Annotated in this window: 18 protein-coding genes; all 18 read left to right on the top strand. The window is 51.7% G+C overall.

The features are described from left to right. Positions 1-39: 39 nt before the first annotated feature. A complete protein-coding gene (gene lepA / locus M3223_RS03620) occupies positions 40-1857 on the top strand; it encodes a translation elongation factor 4 (RefSeq protein WP_251559021.1) in 1818 nt (605 codons plus the stop codon). A gap of 129 nt (positions 1858-1986) precedes the next feature. Further along, on the top strand, positions 1987-3213 hold the full coding sequence (hemW, locus tag M3223_RS03615; RefSeq protein WP_251559019.1) for a radical SAM family heme chaperone HemW: 1227 nt from the start codon (positions 1987-1989) through the stop codon (positions 3211-3213). 31 nt (positions 3214-3244) lie between these two features. Then, entirely contained in the window at positions 3245-3700 is a 456-nt protein-coding gene (locus tag M3223_RS03610; RefSeq protein ID WP_285891092.1) for a HEAT repeat domain-containing protein, read from the top strand. Between the two features lie 210 nt (positions 3701-3910). After that, positions 3911-4525 (top strand): DUF4352 domain-containing protein, encoded by a 615-nt coding sequence (locus tag M3223_RS03605; RefSeq protein ID WP_251559017.1) that lies wholly within the window; start codon positions 3911-3913, stop codon positions 4523-4525. Between the two features lie 515 nt (positions 4526-5040). Then, positions 5041-5508 carry an N-acetyltransferase gene (locus M3223_RS03600; protein ID WP_251559015.1) on the top strand — a complete coding sequence of 156 codons (468 nt, stop codon included), beginning with the start codon at positions 5041-5043 and terminating at the stop codon, positions 5506-5508. A 178-nt stretch (positions 5509-5686) separates the two neighbouring features. Beyond that, positions 5687-6706, top strand: coding sequence for a heat-inducible transcriptional repressor HrcA (gene hrcA, locus M3223_RS03595; RefSeq protein WP_251559012.1), 1020 nt, complete (start codon positions 5687-5689; stop codon positions 6704-6706). 108 nt (positions 6707-6814) lie between these two features. Further along, positions 6815-7426 (top strand): nucleotide exchange factor GrpE, encoded by a 612-nt coding sequence (gene grpE / locus M3223_RS03590; RefSeq protein WP_251559010.1) that lies wholly within the window; start codon positions 6815-6817, stop codon positions 7424-7426. A gap of 75 nt (positions 7427-7501) precedes the next feature. Then, a complete protein-coding gene (gene dnaK, locus M3223_RS03585; RefSeq protein ID WP_251559009.1) occupies positions 7502-9343 on the top strand; it encodes a molecular chaperone DnaK in 1842 nt (613 codons plus the stop codon). 138 nt (positions 9344-9481) lie between these two features. Further along, positions 9482-10612 (top strand): molecular chaperone DnaJ, encoded by a 1131-nt coding sequence (gene dnaJ / locus M3223_RS03580; protein ID WP_251559007.1) that lies wholly within the window; start codon positions 9482-9484, stop codon positions 10610-10612. 206 nt (positions 10613-10818) lie between these two features. After that, positions 10819-11268: a MarR family winged helix-turn-helix transcriptional regulator gene (locus tag M3223_RS03575; protein ID WP_251559004.1), complete on the top strand. Its 450-nt coding sequence runs from the start codon at positions 10819-10821 to the stop codon at positions 11266-11268. Between the two features lie 167 nt (positions 11269-11435). Continuing rightward, positions 11436-11870 (top strand): YciI family protein, encoded by a 435-nt coding sequence (locus M3223_RS03570; RefSeq protein ID WP_251559002.1) that lies wholly within the window; start codon positions 11436-11438, stop codon positions 11868-11870. Next, a complete protein-coding gene (locus M3223_RS03565) occupies positions 11867-13123 on the top strand; it encodes an RNA polymerase sigma factor (RefSeq protein WP_251559000.1) in 1257 nt (418 codons plus the stop codon). Before M3223_RS03570 ends, M3223_RS03565 begins: the two co-directional genes overlap by 4 nt. A 158-nt stretch (positions 13124-13281) precedes the next feature. Continuing rightward, complete coding sequence (locus M3223_RS03560; RefSeq protein WP_251558998.1) at positions 13282-14097, top strand: alpha/beta fold hydrolase; 816 nt, start codon at positions 13282-13284, stop codon at positions 14095-14097. A gap of 13 nt (positions 14098-14110) precedes the next feature. Next, complete coding sequence (locus tag M3223_RS03555) at positions 14111-14770, top strand: DUF998 domain-containing protein (RefSeq protein ID WP_251558996.1); 660 nt, start codon at positions 14111-14113, stop codon at positions 14768-14770. Between the two features lie 226 nt (positions 14771-14996). After that, a complete protein-coding gene (locus tag M3223_RS03550; RefSeq protein ID WP_251558994.1) occupies positions 14997-15596 on the top strand; it encodes a nitroreductase family protein in 600 nt (199 codons plus the stop codon). Positions 15597-15758: 162 nt separating this feature from the next. Continuing rightward, positions 15759-16547, top strand: a complete 789-nt coding sequence (locus tag M3223_RS03545; protein ID WP_251558992.1) for an IucA/IucC family C-terminal-domain containing protein — start codon at positions 15759-15761, stop codon at positions 16545-16547. 321 nt (positions 16548-16868) lie between these two features. Continuing rightward, the gene (locus M3223_RS03540) at positions 16869-18605 is read left to right on the top strand and encodes a sensor histidine kinase (protein ID WP_251558990.1); all 1737 of its coding nucleotides are present in this window, start codon (positions 16869-16871) and stop codon (positions 18603-18605) included. A gap of 4 nt (positions 18606-18609) precedes the next feature. Continuing rightward, positions 18610-20160, top strand: coding sequence for a response regulator transcription factor (locus M3223_RS03535; protein ID WP_251558987.1), 1551 nt, complete (start codon positions 18610-18612; stop codon positions 20158-20160). Positions 20161-20228: the final 68 nt, after the last annotated feature.

Raw genomic sequence — 20228 nt, 5'->3', positions numbered from 1 at the left:
ATGAAGGTTAGTCATATTGAGGGGTGTGGATCACAAAGCATGGCAGACGTACGCGACCGCCAAAAGAAGATACGGAATTTTTCCATTATCGCGCATATCGACCACGGAAAGTCCACGCTGGCTGACCGGATTCTGGAGTATACCGGCGCGCTTACTTCCCGTGAAATGCAGTCCCAGGTTCTCGATCAGATGGATCTGGAACGGGAGCGCGGCATTACGATCAAGCTGCAGGCTGTACGCCTGGGCTACAAGGCCGATGATGGAGAAGAATATATTCTGAACCTGATTGATACGCCGGGACACGTCGACTTTACGTACGAGGTATCCCGCAGTCTTGCCGCCTGTGAAGGCGCATTGTTAGTCGTTGACGCGGCGCAGGGCATTGAGGCTCAGACATTGGCCAACGTTTATTTGGCTCTGGATAACAATCTGGAGATTTTACCCGTTATTAACAAGATCGACCTGCCGAGCGCGGAGCCGGAGCGCGTGAAGCAGGAGGTAGAAGATGTCATCGGGCTTGACGCCAGCGAAGCGGTGCTCGCATCCGCCAAGGCAGGCATCGGCATCAAGGAAATTTTGGAGCAGGTTGTCCAAAAGGTCCCCGCTCCGACCGGAGATCCGGACGAGCCGCTTAAGGCGCTTATTTTCGACTCGCACTACGATCCTTACAAAGGGGTTATCGTATACGTTCGCGTTGTTGACGGCAGCATCAAAGCCGGCAAAAAAATTCATTTTATGGCAACCGGGGCCGAGTTCGAGGTCATCGAGGTCGGCGCGTTCAAGCCGCGCATGACGATTGTGGACGAGCTGCAGGTCGGCGATGTCGGCTTCGTCGTAGCAGGCATCAAAAACGTAAAGGATACGCGTGTCGGCGATACTGTCACCGAGGCGAAGCGCCAGGCGCCGGAACCGCTGCCGGGCTACCGCAAAATCAACCCGATGGTGTACTGCGGCCTGTATCCGATCGAGAACACCGATTACAACGATCTTCGCGAGGCGCTGGAGAAGCTGCAGCTGAACGATGCTTCCTTGACGTTTGAGCCGGAGTCGTCCACGGCGCTTGGTTTTGGCTTCCGCTGCGGATTCCTGGGCCTGCTTCATATGGATGTCATCCAGGAACGTATTGAGCGCGAATTCAATATCCCGCTTATTACGACGGCCCCAAGCGTTATCTATAAGGTCACGCTTACAAACGGCGAGATGCTGAACATCGACAACCCGTCCAACTACCCGGAGGTCGGCAAAATCGAGCATGTTGAGGAGCCGTATGTGAAGGCTGGCGTTATCGTTCCAAACGATTATGTCGGTACCGTAATGGAGCTTTGCCAGAACAAACGCGGCGAATTCGTCAACATGGAATATTTGGATACGAATCGTGTCACGATTACGTACCATATTCCGCTGTCCGAGATCGTTTATGATTTCTTCGATCAGCTAAAGTCCAGCACAAAAGGGTATGCTTCCTTCGACTATGAGCTGAGCGGCTACCGCCAATCCAAGCTTGTTAAGATGGACATCATGCTGAACGGCGAGACGGTCGACGCCTTGTCCGTTATCGTGCATCGTGATCGCGCGTACCAGCGGGGACGGATCATTTGCGAAAAGCTTAAGGAGCTTATCCCGCGCCAGATGTTCGAGGTGCCGGTCCAGGCGTCCATCGGCCAAAAGGTTATCGCCCGCGAAACGGTTAAGGCAATGCGCAAAAACGTCCTTGCCAAATGTTACGGCGGCGATATCAGCCGGAAGCGCAAGCTGCTTGAAAAGCAGAAGGAAGGCAAAAAGCGGATGAAACAAGTCGGCAACGTTGAGGTGCCGCAGGAGGCGTTTATGGCCGTCCTGAAAATCGACGAGGACTAAAGTTACGATGCTGGGGGAGGGCTGCGGCTCTCCTCCAGCGGCATTTGAGGAGCTTCCGGCCGGAAACTCGGCGCGGTTATTGCGCGTATCTGAACCCGGCCCGCAGCTTCTTGCGAGGAGGACTGCCTCATGGTGCAGCATGCGCCTAGAGCGCTTTACATTCATATCCCGTTTTGCACGAACAAGTGCCATTACTGTGATTTCAATTCCTACATTCTCAAAGGGCAGCCGGTTGATGAATATTTGACCGCTCTAGAGAAGGAGATGGAACTGACACTGGCGCAAACTCCTGCAGAACGAATCGATACCGTATTTGTTGGCGGCGGAACGCCGACTGTGCTGACGCCGCCGCAGATGGAACGTTTCCTGGCGTCAGTCCGGAAGCTCTGGCCGCTTCATGAGGGAACGGAGTTTACGATGGAGGCCAATCCCGGCACGACCGATCCCGACAAACTTGCGGTCATGTTTGCCGGTGGGGTGAACCGCCTCAGCTTCGGCGTTCAGTCGTTCGACAACGGCCTGCTGGAGCGGATCGGCCGTATCCATAACGTCGATGACGTTTACCGGAGCCTGGAGAATGCCCGCGCGGCGGGCTTCAGCAATCTGTCCATCGATTTGATGTTCGGGTTGCCTAAACAGACAATCGCGCATCTGTCCGACAGTGTGGACAAAGCGCTGGCGCTGAACCTGCCGCATTACTCTCTCTACAGCCTTAAGGTGGAGGAGAACACGCTGTTCCACCATCTGTATGAGCGGAATGAGCTGCCTCTTCCTACGGAGGAAGAAGATTTGGAGATGTATCTCCATCTGATTGGCCGCCTGCAGGGAGCGGGATACGAGCATTATGAAATCAGCAATTTTGCCAAGCCGGGTTATGAGAGCAAGCATAATTCGACTTATTGGCGAAACGAGCCTTATTATGGGCTCGGCGCCGGTGCGCACGGCTACTTGGATCGCCATCGCCATGTGAATATCAAAGGCGTGCAGGCTTATATTGACGCTGCGCTGCAGCGGCTGCCGCGTTTGTCGGGCGAGACAATCAGCGAAGCCGAAGCGATGGAAGATTTTATGATGGTCGGCCTGCGTTTGCTGGATGGGGTGCGCTGCGCGGATTTTGAACGCCAGTTCCCGGGACGAACCGTCGAGAATGTGTTCGGCCCGCAGCTGAAGAAGCTGCTGCGCGAAGGGCTGCTGCTGCAGCTGGAAGACGGCGAACACGGGCTGCTGCCTGGAGGAACACCGCTTCGTCCTGGCCGGGGTTACCGGTTAACGCCGCAAGGTGTACTGCTAGGCAATGAAGTGTTCGGCGCGTTCATCGGTGTGCTGGATGAGCCTGCCGAACAGATCCAACTATAGATGTTAATTGAAGGTAAGGGAGATCATGTCCTTGAAAAAAAATCCGAATTCTACTCCTGAAGCGGCAGAGCCTGCTGCAATCGATCCGGTAACCGAGCTAAAACGCGCGGCAAGCCGTATGTCAGACTGGCGCGCGCGCCTTGGAGCAGCCAAAGAGCTTGCAGCGCTTAAAGCGCCTCAGTCAGCTGCCATCCTGCGCCGGCTGTTAGCCGAAGATCCGGTACTTCCGGTGCGCGAGGAAGCTTACCGCGGTCTCGTCGCGCTCGGCGAGCAGGCGCAAGCTCCGGTACGCAAGGCGTCCGTCCCGGTTAAAGGCCTGGACAAAATTGTCGTCCGTATCCGTAAAAGCCTGCCGAACGGGCACAGCTTCTCCGACTTTAAAGAAAAGCTGAAAAAAATGAGGCTTGACGTATATGACGTGCTTGAAGGCGATAAAGGCGAGCAATTTGACGCTTGGCTGGAAGAGCAGTGGAAAGCTTCGTTTTAATTGGAAAATGTTAATGACCAGCCCTTTGGAAATTTAAGGGCTGGTTTTTTTATTTTCGTTTAGAGTGCAAGTGTATGGAAGATTTTTAAAAATTAAGATGGAATTATCTAAAATTTTCATATTCAGTTACCGATAGTAAAAAAGATGGGAATAGGTTCTATAGTCCTGTGCCGATAAGCCTATTTTTCGAATTAGAGAGGGGAACTGGAAATGAAGAAAGGTTTGAAAATGTTTTTCTTTGGGTTAGTGGGATTGCTGGTTGTTCTGTTTATTATTGGCTCAATGTCCGAGGACGAGCAGCCTACCGCTGCTAATGAAAGCTCGGAGGCAAATAAATCATCTGCTTCTCCATCGCCTCAAAAAGATAAGGCAACTACGGATTCCGAAACGGCGAAAGACGCTAAAGAGGAAGCTCCGAGTGAAGAGCCGAAACTTGCCAAAATAGGGGAAGAGCTACAGGTTGGAGATGTCGTATTTAAAGTGAATAAAGTCAAAACGACAAAAGAAGTTTCCAGCGATTATTTTTCATTCAGTCCTGATTCCGAAGGCGCGGTGTTTCTTATTGTGAACGTAACTGTAACGAACAAAGGTAAAGATACGATAAATACCGACTCTTCATTTTTTAAGCTGATTAAGGATGACATTGAATACTCTCCTTCCACTTTAATTGGGGCAGATGGCTTTTTCTTGTTTGAAGCCATTAATCCGGGTCTTGCTCAATCTGGTAATGTAGCATTTGAGATTCCAGAAACGCTTAAAGATTACGTGCTGAATGTTCAAACTGGCTTCTGGGGAACAGAACAAGGTCAAATTAATCTGAAGTAATATTCTTGCCCGGAATAAAAGAGATGCCCAAATCAATAGGGCATCTCTTTTATTCATAATTTAGTATAAGTTGACCCTTTCAATGATTTGCTGGCGGCTCGCTTTGCTCGTCTTCCTTCCCCATCTTCTGCAGCTTCACATATCGAAAAATTCCGACAGCGACGTTTCCGAGAAAAGAAACTCCAAACAGAATCATTATTATCCAAGCAAGTGTAGGGACTGGGCGAGGGCCGTTCCCGATGGGGCCAGTTTGCGGCGTAAGACGCCCCCACCAAAAGTCTAACATTGATATAATAAAAAGGACTAGCGCTACTAGACTGATGACCAGATGAGCCACAATTGCAGTTTGGCGCTTGCGTTTGATGAGCGTCATCTCCCTTGCTGATCTTTCCAATATTATATTATGGAAAATGTCCGAGCCGTTAAAAAATTATCCATAATTGCTCTTGAGCATTAATTCGCTTTGATGTATATTTATTCATATTGCTTAAGGCTGCCGGGAGGAGGAGAAGCGGATGCTGGTTAAAGAAGCGTTGTGCCGACAGGCGCATAGCGGTGACGTCGAGAAGCTATATGAGCTGATCAAAGGTTATGCGGAGAAAGGAATTATGCTGCCCAGGTCCAAGGAGGTTCTCCACCGGCAGATCGAAACGTTTGTCATCGCCGAAATTGACGGCGAGGTGGTTGGCTGCGGTTCGTTAACCCGCCTCGGCCAGGATCTCGTGGAGGTCCGCTCGCTGGGCATCAGCGAGGGCTACAAGGGCTACGGCATCGGCAGTAAAATTGTTGATCAGCTAATCATTCAGGCGAAAGCGCAGCGCATTCCGAAGATTATGGCTCTTACTTACGAGGTGCGGTTTTTTGAACGGAACGGCTTCTCGGTTGTGGACAAAGAGATCTTTCCGGAAAAGGTCTGGACCGACTGCGTCAACTGCCCGAAGCAGCATGCCTGCGATGAAATTGCTGTTCTTCGCTACATCTAATACGCTCATCGTGCAAACGTCTATATAAGCGCCCAAATAGCCAAACCTGACTTGACAATCGTCGAGCAGGTTTGGTATTTTTGTATTGAATGTTAGCACTCGTTGGAGTGGAGTGCTAATGACTATGGCAACCCGGCTCGGAACGGCGCCGGCGGCTGACAGAGGAGGATGGGCACGGATGTTGACAGAAAGACAGCAGCTGATTCTTAGCTCAATCATAGATGATTATATCCGTTCTGCTGAGCCTGTAGGTTCCCGGAGCATTTCGAAGCGGGGAGATGTTTCCTTTAGTCCCGCCACGATCCGTAACGAGATGGCTGATCTGGAGGAGCTCGGCTTCCTGGAGCAGCCGCATACGTCTGCTGGACGTATTCCTTCCATTAGAGGTTATCGTTATTATGTCGATCATCTCATGAAGCGTGAGGCGGTAACGGATAACGAGCTGAATGCTATTCGCTCCTTTTTTACCGGACGGATGATGGAAATGGAACAGGTCATTCAGCATGCGGCAATGATTATGTCCAATATGACCAATTATACGTCTATTGTGCTGGGGCCGGACTCTGTAAATCAGGCGCTGAAGCATTTTCAGCTTGTGCCGCTTGGCGGCGACAAGGCGGTTGCAATCGTCGTGACCAATACCGGTCATGTCGAAAATCGCACCGTGACGATTCCGCCGGATCTGGAGATGAACGAGATTGAGCAGGCTGTCCGTTTCTTTAACGACAAGCTGAGCGGCGTACCGCTGACACGTCTAAAGTCGCGTCTATTCTCCGAAGCCGGCGAGGAGATGGGACGTTATGCGGATCAGTGCGAAGGTTTGCTGAGGCTGCTTGATCAGGCGCTGACACCTGAGCATGACGGCAGGCTGTTTTTATCGGGCACGACGAACATCCTGACTCAACCGGAGTTCAAAGATGTCGATAAGGTAAAAACATTGTTCAGTTTGCTGGAGGAAACGCCAGCGCTGCTGCGCTTGTTCAGTTCGCTGCCTCAAGGGCTGCAGGTGCGAATTGGTACGGAAAACGACCATGAGGCGATTGCCAATTGCAGTCTGATTACGGCAACGTATGCGATTGACGGACAACCGCTTGGCACGATTGGCATTTTAGGACCGACTAGGATGGATTACGGACGGGTCATCAGCCTGCTTGGCGTGTTCGGCAGCAGCTTGCAGCTGCTTCGTCCCGGACAGTAACCAAGGACCCGGCATGGGCAAATTGCGGACGCAGGGGCATGCTTGAAGCCTCGCGTTCCTCCATACGATCTCATGTGTCAGGCAACCATTTATGGGAGGTGAGCATGCTTGAATTCCAAGAAGAATACGATAGATGAGCAGAACCATACGGATGCGGAAGATATTTTGTCGCCCGATCCGGAAACGGCCGATCAGGCTGCGGCAGCAGCGGGAGGCGAGCCTGCACAATCCGCTGGAGCAGAAGGCGAGGCAGCTGAAGCAAACGGAGATGACCCTCGTTATGCCGAGCTTGCCCGCCAAGCGGAAGATTCTCAGCAGCGCTTTTTGCGCGCACAAGCCGACTTTGACAACTTCCGCCGCCGTACGCAAAAGGAAAAGGAAGAGCTGGCTCAATACGCTTCCTCGAAGCTGCTGACCCAGCTGCTTCCGATTGTCGATAACTTTGAGCGCGCCTTGACAGCCGCTTCAGGCAGCGGAGATTCCGAGTCGCTCGCCAAAGGCGTTGATATGATTTTCCGCCAGCTGCAAGGCGTGTTGGAGCAGGAAGGCCTCAAGTCGATGGATACTGTCGGCCAGCCGTTCAATCCGGAATTCCATCAGGCGGTAATGCAGGTGGAGTCCGATGAGCATGAGGAAGGCACCGTCGTTGAGGAGCTGCAAAAAGGCTACACGCTTAAGGACAAGGTGCTTCGTCCAGCCATGGTAAAGGTGAGCGGTTGAGGCTTAAGCTGCCTTTAAGATAAACAGGTTATACTTATTTAAACGAGAAGGATATTTATTGAGGAGGACTATACGATGAGTAAAGTAATTGGGATTGACCTTGGAACAACCAACTCCTGCGTAGCAGTTATGGAAGGCGGCGAGGCTGTCGTTATTCCGAATCCGGAGGGCAACCGCACCACTCCTTCCGTTGTAGGCTTCAAAAAGGACGGAGAGCGTATCGTCGGCGAAACGGCGAAGCGCCAAGCTATCACGAACCCGGACCGCACGATCATGTCGATCAAGCGCCATATGGGCACGAACCACAAGGAAACGATTGATGGCAAAGACTACACACCACAAGAGATTTCCGCTATCATCCTGCAAAAACTTAAATCCGACGCCGAGGCTTATCTTGGCCAAACGGTAACTCAAGCGGTTATTACCGTTCCTGCTTATTTCAACGACTCCCAGCGCCAAGCGACGAAGGACGCAGGCAAAATCGCCGGCCTGGAAGTGCTGCGTATCGTCAACGAGCCTACGGCTGCTGCGCTTGCATACGGCCTGGAGAAGTCCGAGGACCAAACAATTCTCGTATACGACCTTGGCGGCGGCACGTTCGACGTTTCCATTCTGGAACTCGGCGACGGCTTCTTCGAAGTTAAAGCAACAAGCGGCGACAACAGCCTGGGCGGCGATGACTTCGACCAAGTGATCATTGACCACATCGTAGCTGAATTCAAAAAAGAGCATGGCAGCGACCTGTCCAAAGACAAAGCAGCTGTTCAACGTCTGAAAGACGCTGCGGAAAAAGCGAAAAAAGAGCTTTCCGGCGTTCTGACAACGACGATCAGCCTGCCGTTCATTACGATGGTAGACGGAGTTCCACAGCACTTGGAGCTCAACCTGACCCGCGCCAAGTTCGAAGAGCTGGCCGCTCCGCTCGTAGAGCGTACGCTGGGACCAACGCGCCAGGCGCTTAGCGATTCCGGATTGTCCACTAGCGAAATCACGAAGGTTGTCCTTGTCGGCGGTTCCACCCGTATTCCTGCCGTACAGGAAGCAATCAAAAAGCTGACTGGCAAAGAGCCTCATAAAGGCGTTAACCCGGACGAAGTTGTTGCTCTCGGCGCAGCCGTGCAAGCCGGCGTTCTGACGGGCGACGTAAAAGACGTCGTTCTGCTTGACGTAACTCCGCTGTCCCTCGGCATTGAGACCGCTGGCGGCGTATTTACAAAAATGATTGACCGCAACACGACGATTCCGACGAGCAAATCGCAGGTTTACTCCACGTACGCGGACAACCAAACAAGCGTTGAGATCCACGTTCTGCAGGGCGAGCGCTCCATGGCTTCCGGCAACAAAACGCTGGGACGCTTTATGCTGGGAGACATTCCGCCGGCTCCGCGCGGAATTCCGCAAATCGAAGTTACGTTTGACATCGATGCTAACGGTATCGTTAATGTTAGCGCGCTCGACAAAGGCACCGGCAAAAGCCAAAAAATCACGATCACCTCGTCCAGCGGCCTGAGCGACGACGAAGTTGAGCGCATGATGAAGGACGCCGAGCTGCATGCCGAGGATGACCGCAAGCGCAAAGAGCTCGTTGAAGCGAAAAACAATGCCGACCAGCTGATCTACTCCGTTGATAAAACGGTGAAGGATCTGGGCGACAAAGTTGACGCCGGCGAAATCGAAAAAGCGAACACGGCCAAGGAAGCTCTGCAAGCTGCAGTAGCGGGCGAAGATTTGGAAGCCATCCAAAAAGCGACTGAAGAGCTGACTGAAATCGTACAGCAGCTGTCCGTCAAGCTGTATGAGCAAGCGGCTCAAGCAGAGCAAGGTGCTGCTGGCGGCGCTGGCGAAGCCGGAGGCAATGCCGGCGGACGCGACAACGTTGTTGACGCTGATTATGAAGTCGTAGACGATAAGAAATAAAAAAGGTACGATAGCTATATAACGTTACTTTAGCGGCTCCGCCTTTTTCCGAGCAGCGCTCCGGCTTTACGCCGGGGCGTCAGGAGGGAGAGGGCGGTTGTTGCATGTAGACCGGTATTTTCATGGGGGTGAGAGTGGTTGGCAGATAAACGCGATTTTTATGAGGTGCTTGGAGTAGACAAGGGCGCTTCAGCAGAAGATATTAAGAAGGCATACCGCAAGCTTGCCCGCCAATATCATCCCGACGTGAACAAGGGAGCCGATGCGGAGAGCAAGTTCAAGGAGGTCAAGGAAGCCTACGACACCTTAAGCGATGATCAAAAACGCGGCGTGTACGACCAGTACGGCCATGTTGACCCGAATCAGTTCGGCGGCGGAATGGGCCAGGACTTTGGCGGAGGCGGCTTTGGCGATATCTTTGATATGTTCTTCGGGGGCGGCGGAGGCCGTCGTGATCCGAACGCGCCGCAGCGCGGCAACGATCTGCAGTATACGATGACGATTGAGTTCAAGGAAGCAGTATTCGGTAAGGAAACGGAAATTACGATTCCGCGTACCGAAGGCTGCGATACTTGCCACGGGTCTGGCGCTAAAGCAGGCACCAAACCGGAAACCTGCTCCGTCTGCCGGGGAAGCGGACAGCAGGAAGTGGTACAGAATACGCCGTTTGGCCGAATGGTCAACCGCCGCGCTTGTACGAACTGCAGCGGAACAGGCAAAATCATCAAGGATAAATGCGGCACTTGTCACGGCGCGGGCAAAGTTAAAAAGCAGCGCCGGATTTCGGTGCGCATTCCGGCCGGCGTTGATGAAGGCGCGCAAATCCGCCTGAACGGCGAAGGCGAAGGCGGCACGCGCGGAGGTGCGAATGGCGATCTGTACATCGTCATTCGTGTTAAGCCGCATGATTTCTTCGATCGTGAGAATGACGATATTTACTGTGAGGTGCCGCTTACGTTTGCACAGGCAGCACTCGGAGACGAGATCGAAATTCCGACGCTGACGGAGAAGGTTAAGCTCAAAATTCCAGCTGGCACGCAAACGGGTACTTATTTCCGCCTTAAAGGAAAAGGTGTTCCCAAGCTGCGCGGTTACGGTACCGGCGATCAGCATGTTAAAGTGACCGTTGTCACGCCTACTGCTCTGACTGACGAGCAAAAGGAGCTTCTGCGTCAGCTCGGCGGATTGGGCGGCAGCGGCGGAGGCGGAGAATCCGAGCATCACGAAAGCATTTTCGACCGGATGAAAAAGGCTTTCCGGGGCGACTGACGGGTCAGCTGTCAGCACTTTGGAAGCTTGCTTGATCTGACTTTAACAGAATTCCTAAACGCGTTCTTCCTCGTTGAAGAACGCGTTTTTTTGTATGCCAATCTGCATAGACCCGTAAGCCACCGCCTTTTCCGGCATTGACAATTTTCTTTTTAATCCTTATATTTCTATATCAAGATGATACAAATAAAAGGATGTTGAACAAAATGCCTAAAGAACATGTCCCAGACGAATCGACGGATCTGCTCATTGCTCTGATGCGCTCCTACAATTGGGTCACAAAAATCGTTAACGACAACATTAAAAACTATGGTCTGATCCCGACCGAGTTCGGAATTTTGGAGGCGCTTTATCATAAAGGGTCCATGCCGCTGCAGCAGATCGGAGAAAAAGTGCTCGTGTCGAGCGGCAATCTGACCTATATCGTCGATAAGCTGGAAAAGAAGGGGCTGCTCGTGCGCAAATCCTCTTCGACGGACCGCCGTGTTATTTATGCGGAGCTCACCGAGGAGGGCGAGCGGCTTCTGGATGAGAATTTCCCAAAGCATAGAGATGTTATCCGCAGCTCGGTAGACGGTCTGAATGAAGAGGAAAAGAAACAGGCTGCGATGCTGTTGAAAAAGCTGGGCCATGCAGCTCAGGCTAAGTGTAAATAACCTAAAATCATACGGCCGAGGTACAAGCCGGCGGCTGCATTTCGGGAATCTACTGATTTGGCAGCCGTTTTTTACAATTTAAAATAAATAGGTTGAATGTCGATTCCGGATTATTTCATTCGTTGTATGTATAGAGGCAAATAAACCATTAAACGGAGGAGATTTCAATGAGGTTCATGATGATCGTAAAAGCAACTACAGATTCCGAGGCTGGCACTATGCCGAATCCGGAGCTGTTTGAAGCTATGGCCAGATATAATGAAGAGCTTGCAAGGGCCGGAGTATTGGTTGCAGCGGAAGGGCTTCACCCTAGCAGCAGCTCAATTCGCATTTCGTACCCTGAGCCGGGCGGAAAGCCGAAAGTAATCGACGGACCCTTTACGGAAGCAAAGGAATTGATAGCAGGTTTCACTTTAATCGAAGTAAAATCAAGGGAAGAAGCCGTTCAGTGGGCGATGAGGATGCCGGATCCGCATGGCTTCGGGGAGGGCGAGATTGAGCTGCGTCAAGTATTCGAGGCGCCGGAGCTGACGGAGGATGCAGAGGAGCGGACTAAATTAGAGGAAATGAGAGAACAGGTCACGAGGAAACCCAGATCGTGAACGAGTCGGATGTCCACCGCTCGCTTGATGGGATATGGAGAATTGAATCGGCGAAAATTATTGCATGTTTAACCCGGATCGTTCGAGACGTGGGGCTTGCTGAAGATTTGGCGCAAGAAGCGTTTATCGCTGCGCTGGAAAGGTGGCCGGACACAGGTATACCTGATAAACCGGGAGCTTGGCTGACAACAACGGCGAAGCGCCGCGCGCTGGACTATCTTCGCAGGAATAAGCTGCAGGACCGCAAATATGAAGAGCTGGGGAGGGAGCTGACCCGGCAGCAGGAGCCGGATTGGGATGAGGCAATTGATGATTCCGTTGGTGACGATATGCTCCGGCTTATTTTTACGACCTGTCATCCTGTCCTGTCCACTGAGGCGCGGGTAGCGCTCACGCTGCGGCTGTTAGGAGGCTTGACAACAGGAGAAATCGCCAGCGCTTTTCTCGTTCCGGAGCCGACCATCGCCCAGCGGATTGTCCGGGCAAAACGCACGCTAGCCGCTGCTCGAATTCCATTTGAGCTTCCATCAAAATCTGAGCTGGAAGGGCGGCTGTCTTCGGTTCTGGAGGTCATTTACCTCATGTTTAATGAAGGTTATGCTGCATCGTCCGGGGCGAGCTGGATTCGTCCCATGCTCTGTCAAGAGGCGCTGCGGCTTGGAAGAATATTGGCTGAAATAGCGCCTGGCGAACCGGAGGTGTATGGACTTGTCGCACTGATGGAAATACAATCCTCCCGCTTCAAGGCTCGTGTCAGCAAAAGCGGGGAGCCGCTGCTTCTGATGGATCAGAACCGCGCTTTATGGGACCATCTGCTTATCCGCCGGGGATTGGCAGCAATTGAGCGGGCGGAGCGGCTCGGAAAAGCATTTGGTCCTTATCTCATTCAAGCTTCCATTGCGGCATGTCACGGCCTGGCCCATACAGCCACAGAAACAGACTGGGTCCGAATATCGGCGTTATATGACGCGCTTTCTCAAATTGCGCCGTCTCCGGTTGTTGAATTAAACCGGGCCGTCGCGCTGTCGATGGCTTTTGGGCCGGAGGTAGCTCTGGAAGTGCTGCAGCCTTTGCTGTTAGAGCCTACATTGAAAAACTACCATCTGCTGCCGAGTGTGCGGGGGGATTTTTTGATGAAGCTGGGACGCAAGGAAGAAGCATGCGAAGAGTTCAAACGAGCGGCTGCTCTGGCAGGTAATGAGAAGGAACGTGAATTGCTTTTGAAACGTGCTGCCGATTGCGCTGCGGATTAAACCATTCCCCTTGATGATGAAGAACCAGGCATCGCCTCGAATGAGGCGGTGCTTTTTTATCTCAAACAAATTTATTTTGAAAGATGTGTCGATTATCCGTTCAACCGTTCGTCGTCTTAGTAAAGGCATCGATAACTCAACCGTAAAGGAGATTTTATATGTACACCGTAACCTCTAAAGACGGCACCAAGATCGCTTATGACCAAACAGGCCAAGGCCCGCCGCTTATACTTGTGGGCGGAGCGTTCAGTTATCGGAAATTTCCGCAAATGGTGAAACTAGCTGCATTACTATCCGCAAATTTCACTGTCCTTAATTATGACCGGCGCGGCCGCGGCGAAAGCGGAGATCAGAAGGTATACTCCGTGGAGCGTGAGATGGAGGATCTTGAAGCGCTGATTGATGCAGCAGGGGGAGAAGCTTATGTCTGGGGACTGTCGTCCGGCGCTGCGCTTGCTCTCCAATCGGCGGCGAAAGGGCTGAATATAACAAAGCTAGCACTGCATGAGCCGCCGTTTGTCGTAAGTGAGGCAGATTCCAAGCCGCCTCTTGATTTCTCAGACCAATTGCTGGAGCTGATTGCGGATAACCGCCGCGCCGAAGCGATTAAATACTTCATGACCAAAGGCATGGGCGCGCCATCGTTTGTAGTGGGCATGATGCGTTTAATGCCAGGCGTTTGGTCCAATCTGATGGCTGTAGCGCACACTCTGCCCTATGATGCCATTTTGCTGGATGGATACATGGCTGGCAAACCGCTTCCCGCGGATTCATGGAACAGAGTCAGCATGCCGGTGCTTGTGCTGGCAGGTCCGGAAAGCCCGGTCTCGCTGCGCCGTGCGGCGCAAGCGCTGGCGGATTCCCTTCCTGGTTCAAAGCTGGTGAGCAAAAAAAGGCTAGGACATACCAAACAGCTGGATGCGGGGGCAATTTCGGCAGAGCTGATCCGCTTTTTTTCAGCCAGCATAAAATGAGAGGATGAGCTCGATGCAACAAACAATGATGAAAACGGACCGTGCAGATGTAAACAGGATGCTTTTGATTGGCGGAGCTATTTCCGCGCCATTATTTTTCGTAGTGTCCATAGTTCAGGTAATGATGCGCAGTGGCTTTGATATTCGGCGGCACGCTATCAGCATGTTGTCGCTAGGGGATGCCGGCTGGATTCAGAGTGCTAATTTCATGCTCACAGGATGTCTAGGAATCGTGGCGGCCATTGGAATCAGCAGGCAGCTGCGAGGAGATCGGATGGGCGTATGGGGAGCGATTCTCATCGGATTATATGGAGTAGGAATGATTGTTGCCGGCATTTACCCTCCAGATGCGGGTTTGAGCTTTCCCCCTGGCGCTTCAGTGGAAATGCCGGCAAGGATGAGCAGCACAGCCTTAATCCATTCTGCTGCCTTCTTCACGTCATTTATCTGTTTGGTAGCGGCATGTTTGATGTACGCCCGGAGTTTTGCGGTACGGAGAAATCGCGCCTGGATGAGTTATTGCATAGCTACGGGGACTCTATCCCCTGCTTTGATTGCAGCGGGTGCGAGCATGTCGAATGGGATCGGTGTTGTCATGGCGATTGCCGGAATGCTCGCATTCGGCTGGGTATCGGCGTTATCCCTGCGGTTGATGCCCAAACTGTCGAACTAAATGATGCAAAACAATCAGAACAGCGGCAATCATCTGGCCCTAGCAGTTTGGGCCGGTGGTTGCCTCTTTTTAATAAATGGTATTGACACATATCTTTATATAATATATCTTAATATCAAGAGTTATGAAATAAAGAGATGAGCTGGCTGAACGGAGAGGACATTTATCGATGGATGTTCCAGCTCTAATGTTTAAAGGAAATTAAACCTAAAGCGAGGGTTCTAACATGAACAAAACTTATATGGAAGCAGTTAAAGAACGCCGTACCATATATGGCTTGAGCAAAGAGCAGGTTGTATCCCCGGAGCGCGTTCAGGAAATCGTGCTGGAAGCGGTGTCCCATACGCCATCTGCATTCAACTCCCAAAGCGCACGAGTAGTTGTGCTGTTTCACGAGCAATCCGACAAGCTGTGGAGCATTGCCAAGGAGACGCTGAAAAAGCTCGTGCCAGCGGACAGCTTCGCCGCAACCGAGCAGAAGCTGGACGGCTTCTCCAGCGGCTACGGCACGATTCTGTTCTTCGAGGATCAAGCCGTTGTGGAAGGCCTGCAGCAGCAATTCCCGTCCTATGCGGACAATTTCCCGGTGTGGTCCAACCAGTCCTCAGGCATGCTGCAGCATGTCGTGTGGACGGCGCTGTCGCAAGAAGGGCTTGGCGCTTCTCTGCAGCATTATAATCCGCTCATCGACGCCGAAGTGGCTGATACATGGGTGGTTCCGGCCGCATGGAAGCTGCTTGCGCAAATGCCGTTTGGCAAACCGAGCATGGAGCCGTTCGAAAAAACCTACCAGCCGTTAGACGTTCGTGTAAAGTTCTTCGGTTAACGGGAAATAAAATCGCCCCTTCTGTTTTGGAAGAGGCGATTTTTTGCATCAGCACAGTCGTATTTCGGCATTTTTTGATAACAATTCTCATTATCATTGACAAATCGGGAGGCGCTGGCTTAAAGTGTATGGTAAATATAGGAGTTGGGGTGGAGGGCGCCAATGGCCTTCGTTTACGAACAGCATGAAATCGACCTGTTGGTCGAAGAATTTCGTCTAGCTATACAACCGTCGGAGGATAGAGGACTTTCGGTGCCGGCAATTGACTTATTAGACCGCGACAAAAGCCTAGCATATTTTACGCGGACAGCAGAAGTTTTCAAGGCGGAAACGCTCATGGCCAATGCTTCTTTGTTCGGGAAAAGATACAGCTTTCTCGCTGCAGCCTCCTGTCTTTACGCGATGAGTGTGTTCGATAAGGGACTCGACTATTCGATTGAGAACGCCCATATCGAATCCATATGGAAGGAAGACCTCTGGCTGCCTAAAATCAGGCTAAATGACTGGCAGGTTAGCCGGCCGGAAGCTGGCGGAAGGGCGGAATGGCGCGACCGGGTCATCTCTAATTTATTTGCCGAGAATCTCAGCCGGGCGTGGGACGCCATTTCCCGCAATGCCCCTGTCTCTAAGGCCGTACTTTGGGAAAATACTTCCATTTATGTGTTCTGGCTCTATGAAAGCCGGATGCTGCAAGGAATCGGGGAAGAAATGCAGGCGCGGGTCCGCGAGGATTTTGCCTATTTGATTCAAGCCCCCGCGCATCTGTTCGGAGAGAAAAAGAATCCGCTGGCCCGATACTATGGTCCTAAGGTGGAAACAGTCGCTTGCGAACAGCCGATTCGTATTCGCAAAACCTGCTGTTACTACTATCAAGCCTCTGATGAGCCGGAAGATTACTGTTCTTCTTGTCCCAAAATTAAACATGAGCTTCTCCCGGTCAGTACAAGCTGATCCAATATCTCGCAGCCTGAAGAGCGTTTTGCTTGTACAACGAGAGATGCTGCAAAATTGATTTTTTATGTGCAGTCGCTGGGCTCGGGAGCGGGAGCTAACCCCGTTTCAGCTGCTGCGGCAACGATAGCAGGCAGGGCAAATAGCGGGCATCCTGGCGGATGCTCGCTATTTTTTTTCTTTTACCGACTTAAGAGGGAGGAGAAACAGTGTATACAGAGAATTGGTGGTAGGGCTTTCATGCGCCGCCATCATGTACAGCGCTGGCTTTGAGAAACCCGTTTCATGCACCACTTGCCGGCAGAAGGAGGAAAGGCTCGGATGAACTATTTCAAAGATTTAAGGCTGATGCATAAATTCACGTATTCCTTTCTTCTCTTTATTATGATCCCTTCACTTATTCTTTGCTTGATCAGCTACGACCAGATTAAACAGAGATATCATGACGATCTCCGCCAAAATTGGAGGATGACTCTTCAGCAAATCGCAGGCAGCATCAGCCAGAAAAAAGAGCTGGTAGAAAGTGTGAGCATGAACATAAGCTTTAACACAAGATTAACTGAATTTTTGGCGACCCCGCTCGCCCCAACCTCCGAAGACATTGAATATTACCGCGACAAAATTACGCCGCTCGTTTCCTATGCGGTGTTTTACCATAAAATTACGATCAAAGATATTTCGATTTATATGGTTAACACGGAGATTCCAGAAGGTTTTGGCGACTTTTTTCATATCGACCGGGTGAAGGACAAGGCTTGGTACCGCGACTTCATGTTATCCGATGCTGTTTCCCTCTGGCTTGTGCCCGGCATGGACGATTTGTTTGGAAGCAATCCGGACGAATACGCTTATGTTCATAAAATTTATACCGAAGCCGGCACCTATGTCGGCTTATCTGCGATCAGCATTTCCAAAGAGGAGCTGTTCGGCAGGCAGGCGGAGCTTCCCGATAACTCAGATGTCATCTTCGCAGTTCCGCCTCAAGGGCCGATTTTATATTTGAACGGACATATGGATAAGGCGGACGGGGATCTGCTGCAAGGAACGGTTAAGGAACGCGCGGACATCGAACGGGGCGGGAAGTTAATTTTGACCGAGCCTATACCGGATCTAAAATCAACGGTTGGAGTCGTTACAGCTCTGCCGCGGATGGGATTTTTAAGCTTGACGGTCGGAATACCGATTTTCCTCATGATTGCGATGATCGTCGCTTTTTATATTTTGCTGCGCACAATGCTGATGAAGATGATTAAAAACGTCCGCATGATGGACAGGATCATTGAAAATAATTTCAGCACCCGAATCCCGATTGAACGAAAGGATGAGATCGGCCAGATCGCGCTGCGTTACAACCAGCTGCTGGACAAAATTCAGGTGTTGATAGAGGAAGGAATCAAGCGGGAAACCGCCCATAAGGACACCCAGCTCAAAGCGCTGCAGCTGCAAATTAAGCCGCATTTTTTCTACAACACGCTGGATATTTTCGTCAACCGCTGCGCCTTGGCAGGGGACTTTGAAGTAGCGGACGCCATCGCTCATTTTGGCAAAATGATTCGATATGTCATTGACGATAATTCCATGTACACGACGGTTGAGACGGAAATTTTACATATGAAAAGTTATATCGGGCTGCAAAACCTGCGGCTAGACCGCTTGAGGCTCCAGGTGGATTTGCCGGATGAGCTGCGCGAGATCAAAATCATCCGATTTATTATGCAGCCGATCATTGAAAACAGCATCATGCACGGCTTTAGCTCCAACAGCGGAGATCTTCAGCTGCGAATCGGCGTCCGCGAGGAGAACGGCTTAATCTACATCGAAATGGAGGATAACGGAAAAGGGCTGCCTAGCGGCAAGCTTGAGCGGATGAACCGGCAATTCCGCGAACAGACGAACGAGGAGACGGATTTCAGCGACGGAAGCGGAATCGGCCTGCAAAATATCAATTTCCGCATCAAGCTGTTTTATGGCAGCAGCTATTGTTTGTATATGGAGAGCGTGGAGAACGAGTTTACGAGAACGGTCATGGTCCTGCCGAATATTGCCTACCAGGGGTGACATCATGTATAAAATTTTGGTCGTTGACGATGAGCAGGTTATTCGTGAGGGCTTGAGGCATCGGATCAAGGCGCTGCAGCTTGAGCATGTCGGAGAGATTTTGGTCGGCTCCAACGGGCTTGAAGCGCTTGAGATCATCCGGCGGGAGCAGCCGCATATCGTCATTAGCGACATGATGATGCCGGAGATGGGAGGAATTGAATTGTTTCGCTGCATGGAGGAGGAGCATAGCGACGTTAAAAGAATTGCGCTCAGCGGCTTCGACGATTACAGCTACGTCAGAAACGCGTTTAAACATGGAGCAATCGATTATCTCCTAAAGCCGGTCAGCATGGATGAGCTGCAAACGCGGCTCCAATCCGCGATTCAGAAGCTGATGGACGACAGCGCTGCCCGGCAAACGCTGTTCTCCGTGAAACAGGACTACGACCGTCTGCGCTTTGAGTCCTCCCTTCAACAGCTGCTTTTCGAGCGAGGGTCAGAGCTCCAGGAGCCGGACAATGAATGGTCCGTTTATTTTCCGTTCTCTTTTTGCTGTGTCTTGCTGATTGAGCCTGCATCGGCTAAGAGCTTCACGGACGGTTGGGCAAAATCGGTCCGTGAGCGTGTCAGCGGGGCATTGTCCAGGCAGATCAGCGAAATTGTCGTCCGGGAAGCGCGGAATATAGCAAACCGGATTGTGCTTGTATGCAATTATGCGGAGCTGCAGCAGTGGGATGAGATTCATTCGGCTCTCAAGCAGGAGCTGAAGGCATTGGCCATGACGGATGAGCACGCAGCCGGAATGACAGCCTCGCAGAGCGACTGGTTTGCACAAATGGGGGAGCTTCCCGAAAAATTCCAGCAGGCGGAGCATTTGCTGTCCTATCGGCTGCTGAGTCAAATACAGCTGCTGTCGTCGCGAAGCCTGCTGCTGCATGCCGATCCCGATCAGCCTGCCGCCACGAAGGCGGAGCTGCTTGAGCTGGAGCAGCAGTTGAAATCCCAATCGCCGCAGCGTATCCGGGCCGCGCTTGACGAGTGGTTCAGCGTATCGGCGCTTAAACACCGCACCATCGAGCATGTCCGCCAGCGGTATACGCTCGCCACTGGAATTGCCGCAAGCTGTTTGTCCGACGCGGAGCGGCTTGCGCTGGGCGGACAGCCGTTCCGTGCCTTCAGCAGCTTTGCCAGCCTGTCCGAATTGAAGCAGTATGTAGGCGATCTGATCGTTCAAAGCCTGCCGGTGAATGGCGGAATAGAACGCACGATTATCGACAAGGCGCTTGGTTACATCAATGCCAGAATGCGCGAGCCGATTACGCTGGCGGACGTATCGGCTCATGTGTGTGTCAACTATTCCTATCTCAGCAAGCTGTTCAAGGAAGGCACCGGCATGACCTTTACCGCCTATATAACGAAGCTGCGGATGGAGGAGGCGCGCAAAATGCTGACCGATCCTTCCGTGAGAATTCAAGAGGTATCCGTCAGCCTTTGTTACGATAACATCCATAACTTTTCGCGGGCGTTCAAAAATTACTTTGGCGTTTCTCCGAGCGAGTACCGCAAAACATGATACATAAACCAAAATAAAGAGATTCGATCGCCGGCTCGAATCTTTTATACTCCCTAATGTAAGCGCAT

It is taken from the genome of Paenibacillus pasadenensis (genome assembly GCF_023715725.1).
In the GTDB taxonomy this organism is placed as follows: Bacteria; Bacillota; Bacilli; order Paenibacillales; family Paenibacillaceae; genus Paenibacillus_O; species Paenibacillus_O pasadenensis_A.
This window is presented reverse-complemented; position numbering and strand designations above follow the sequence as displayed.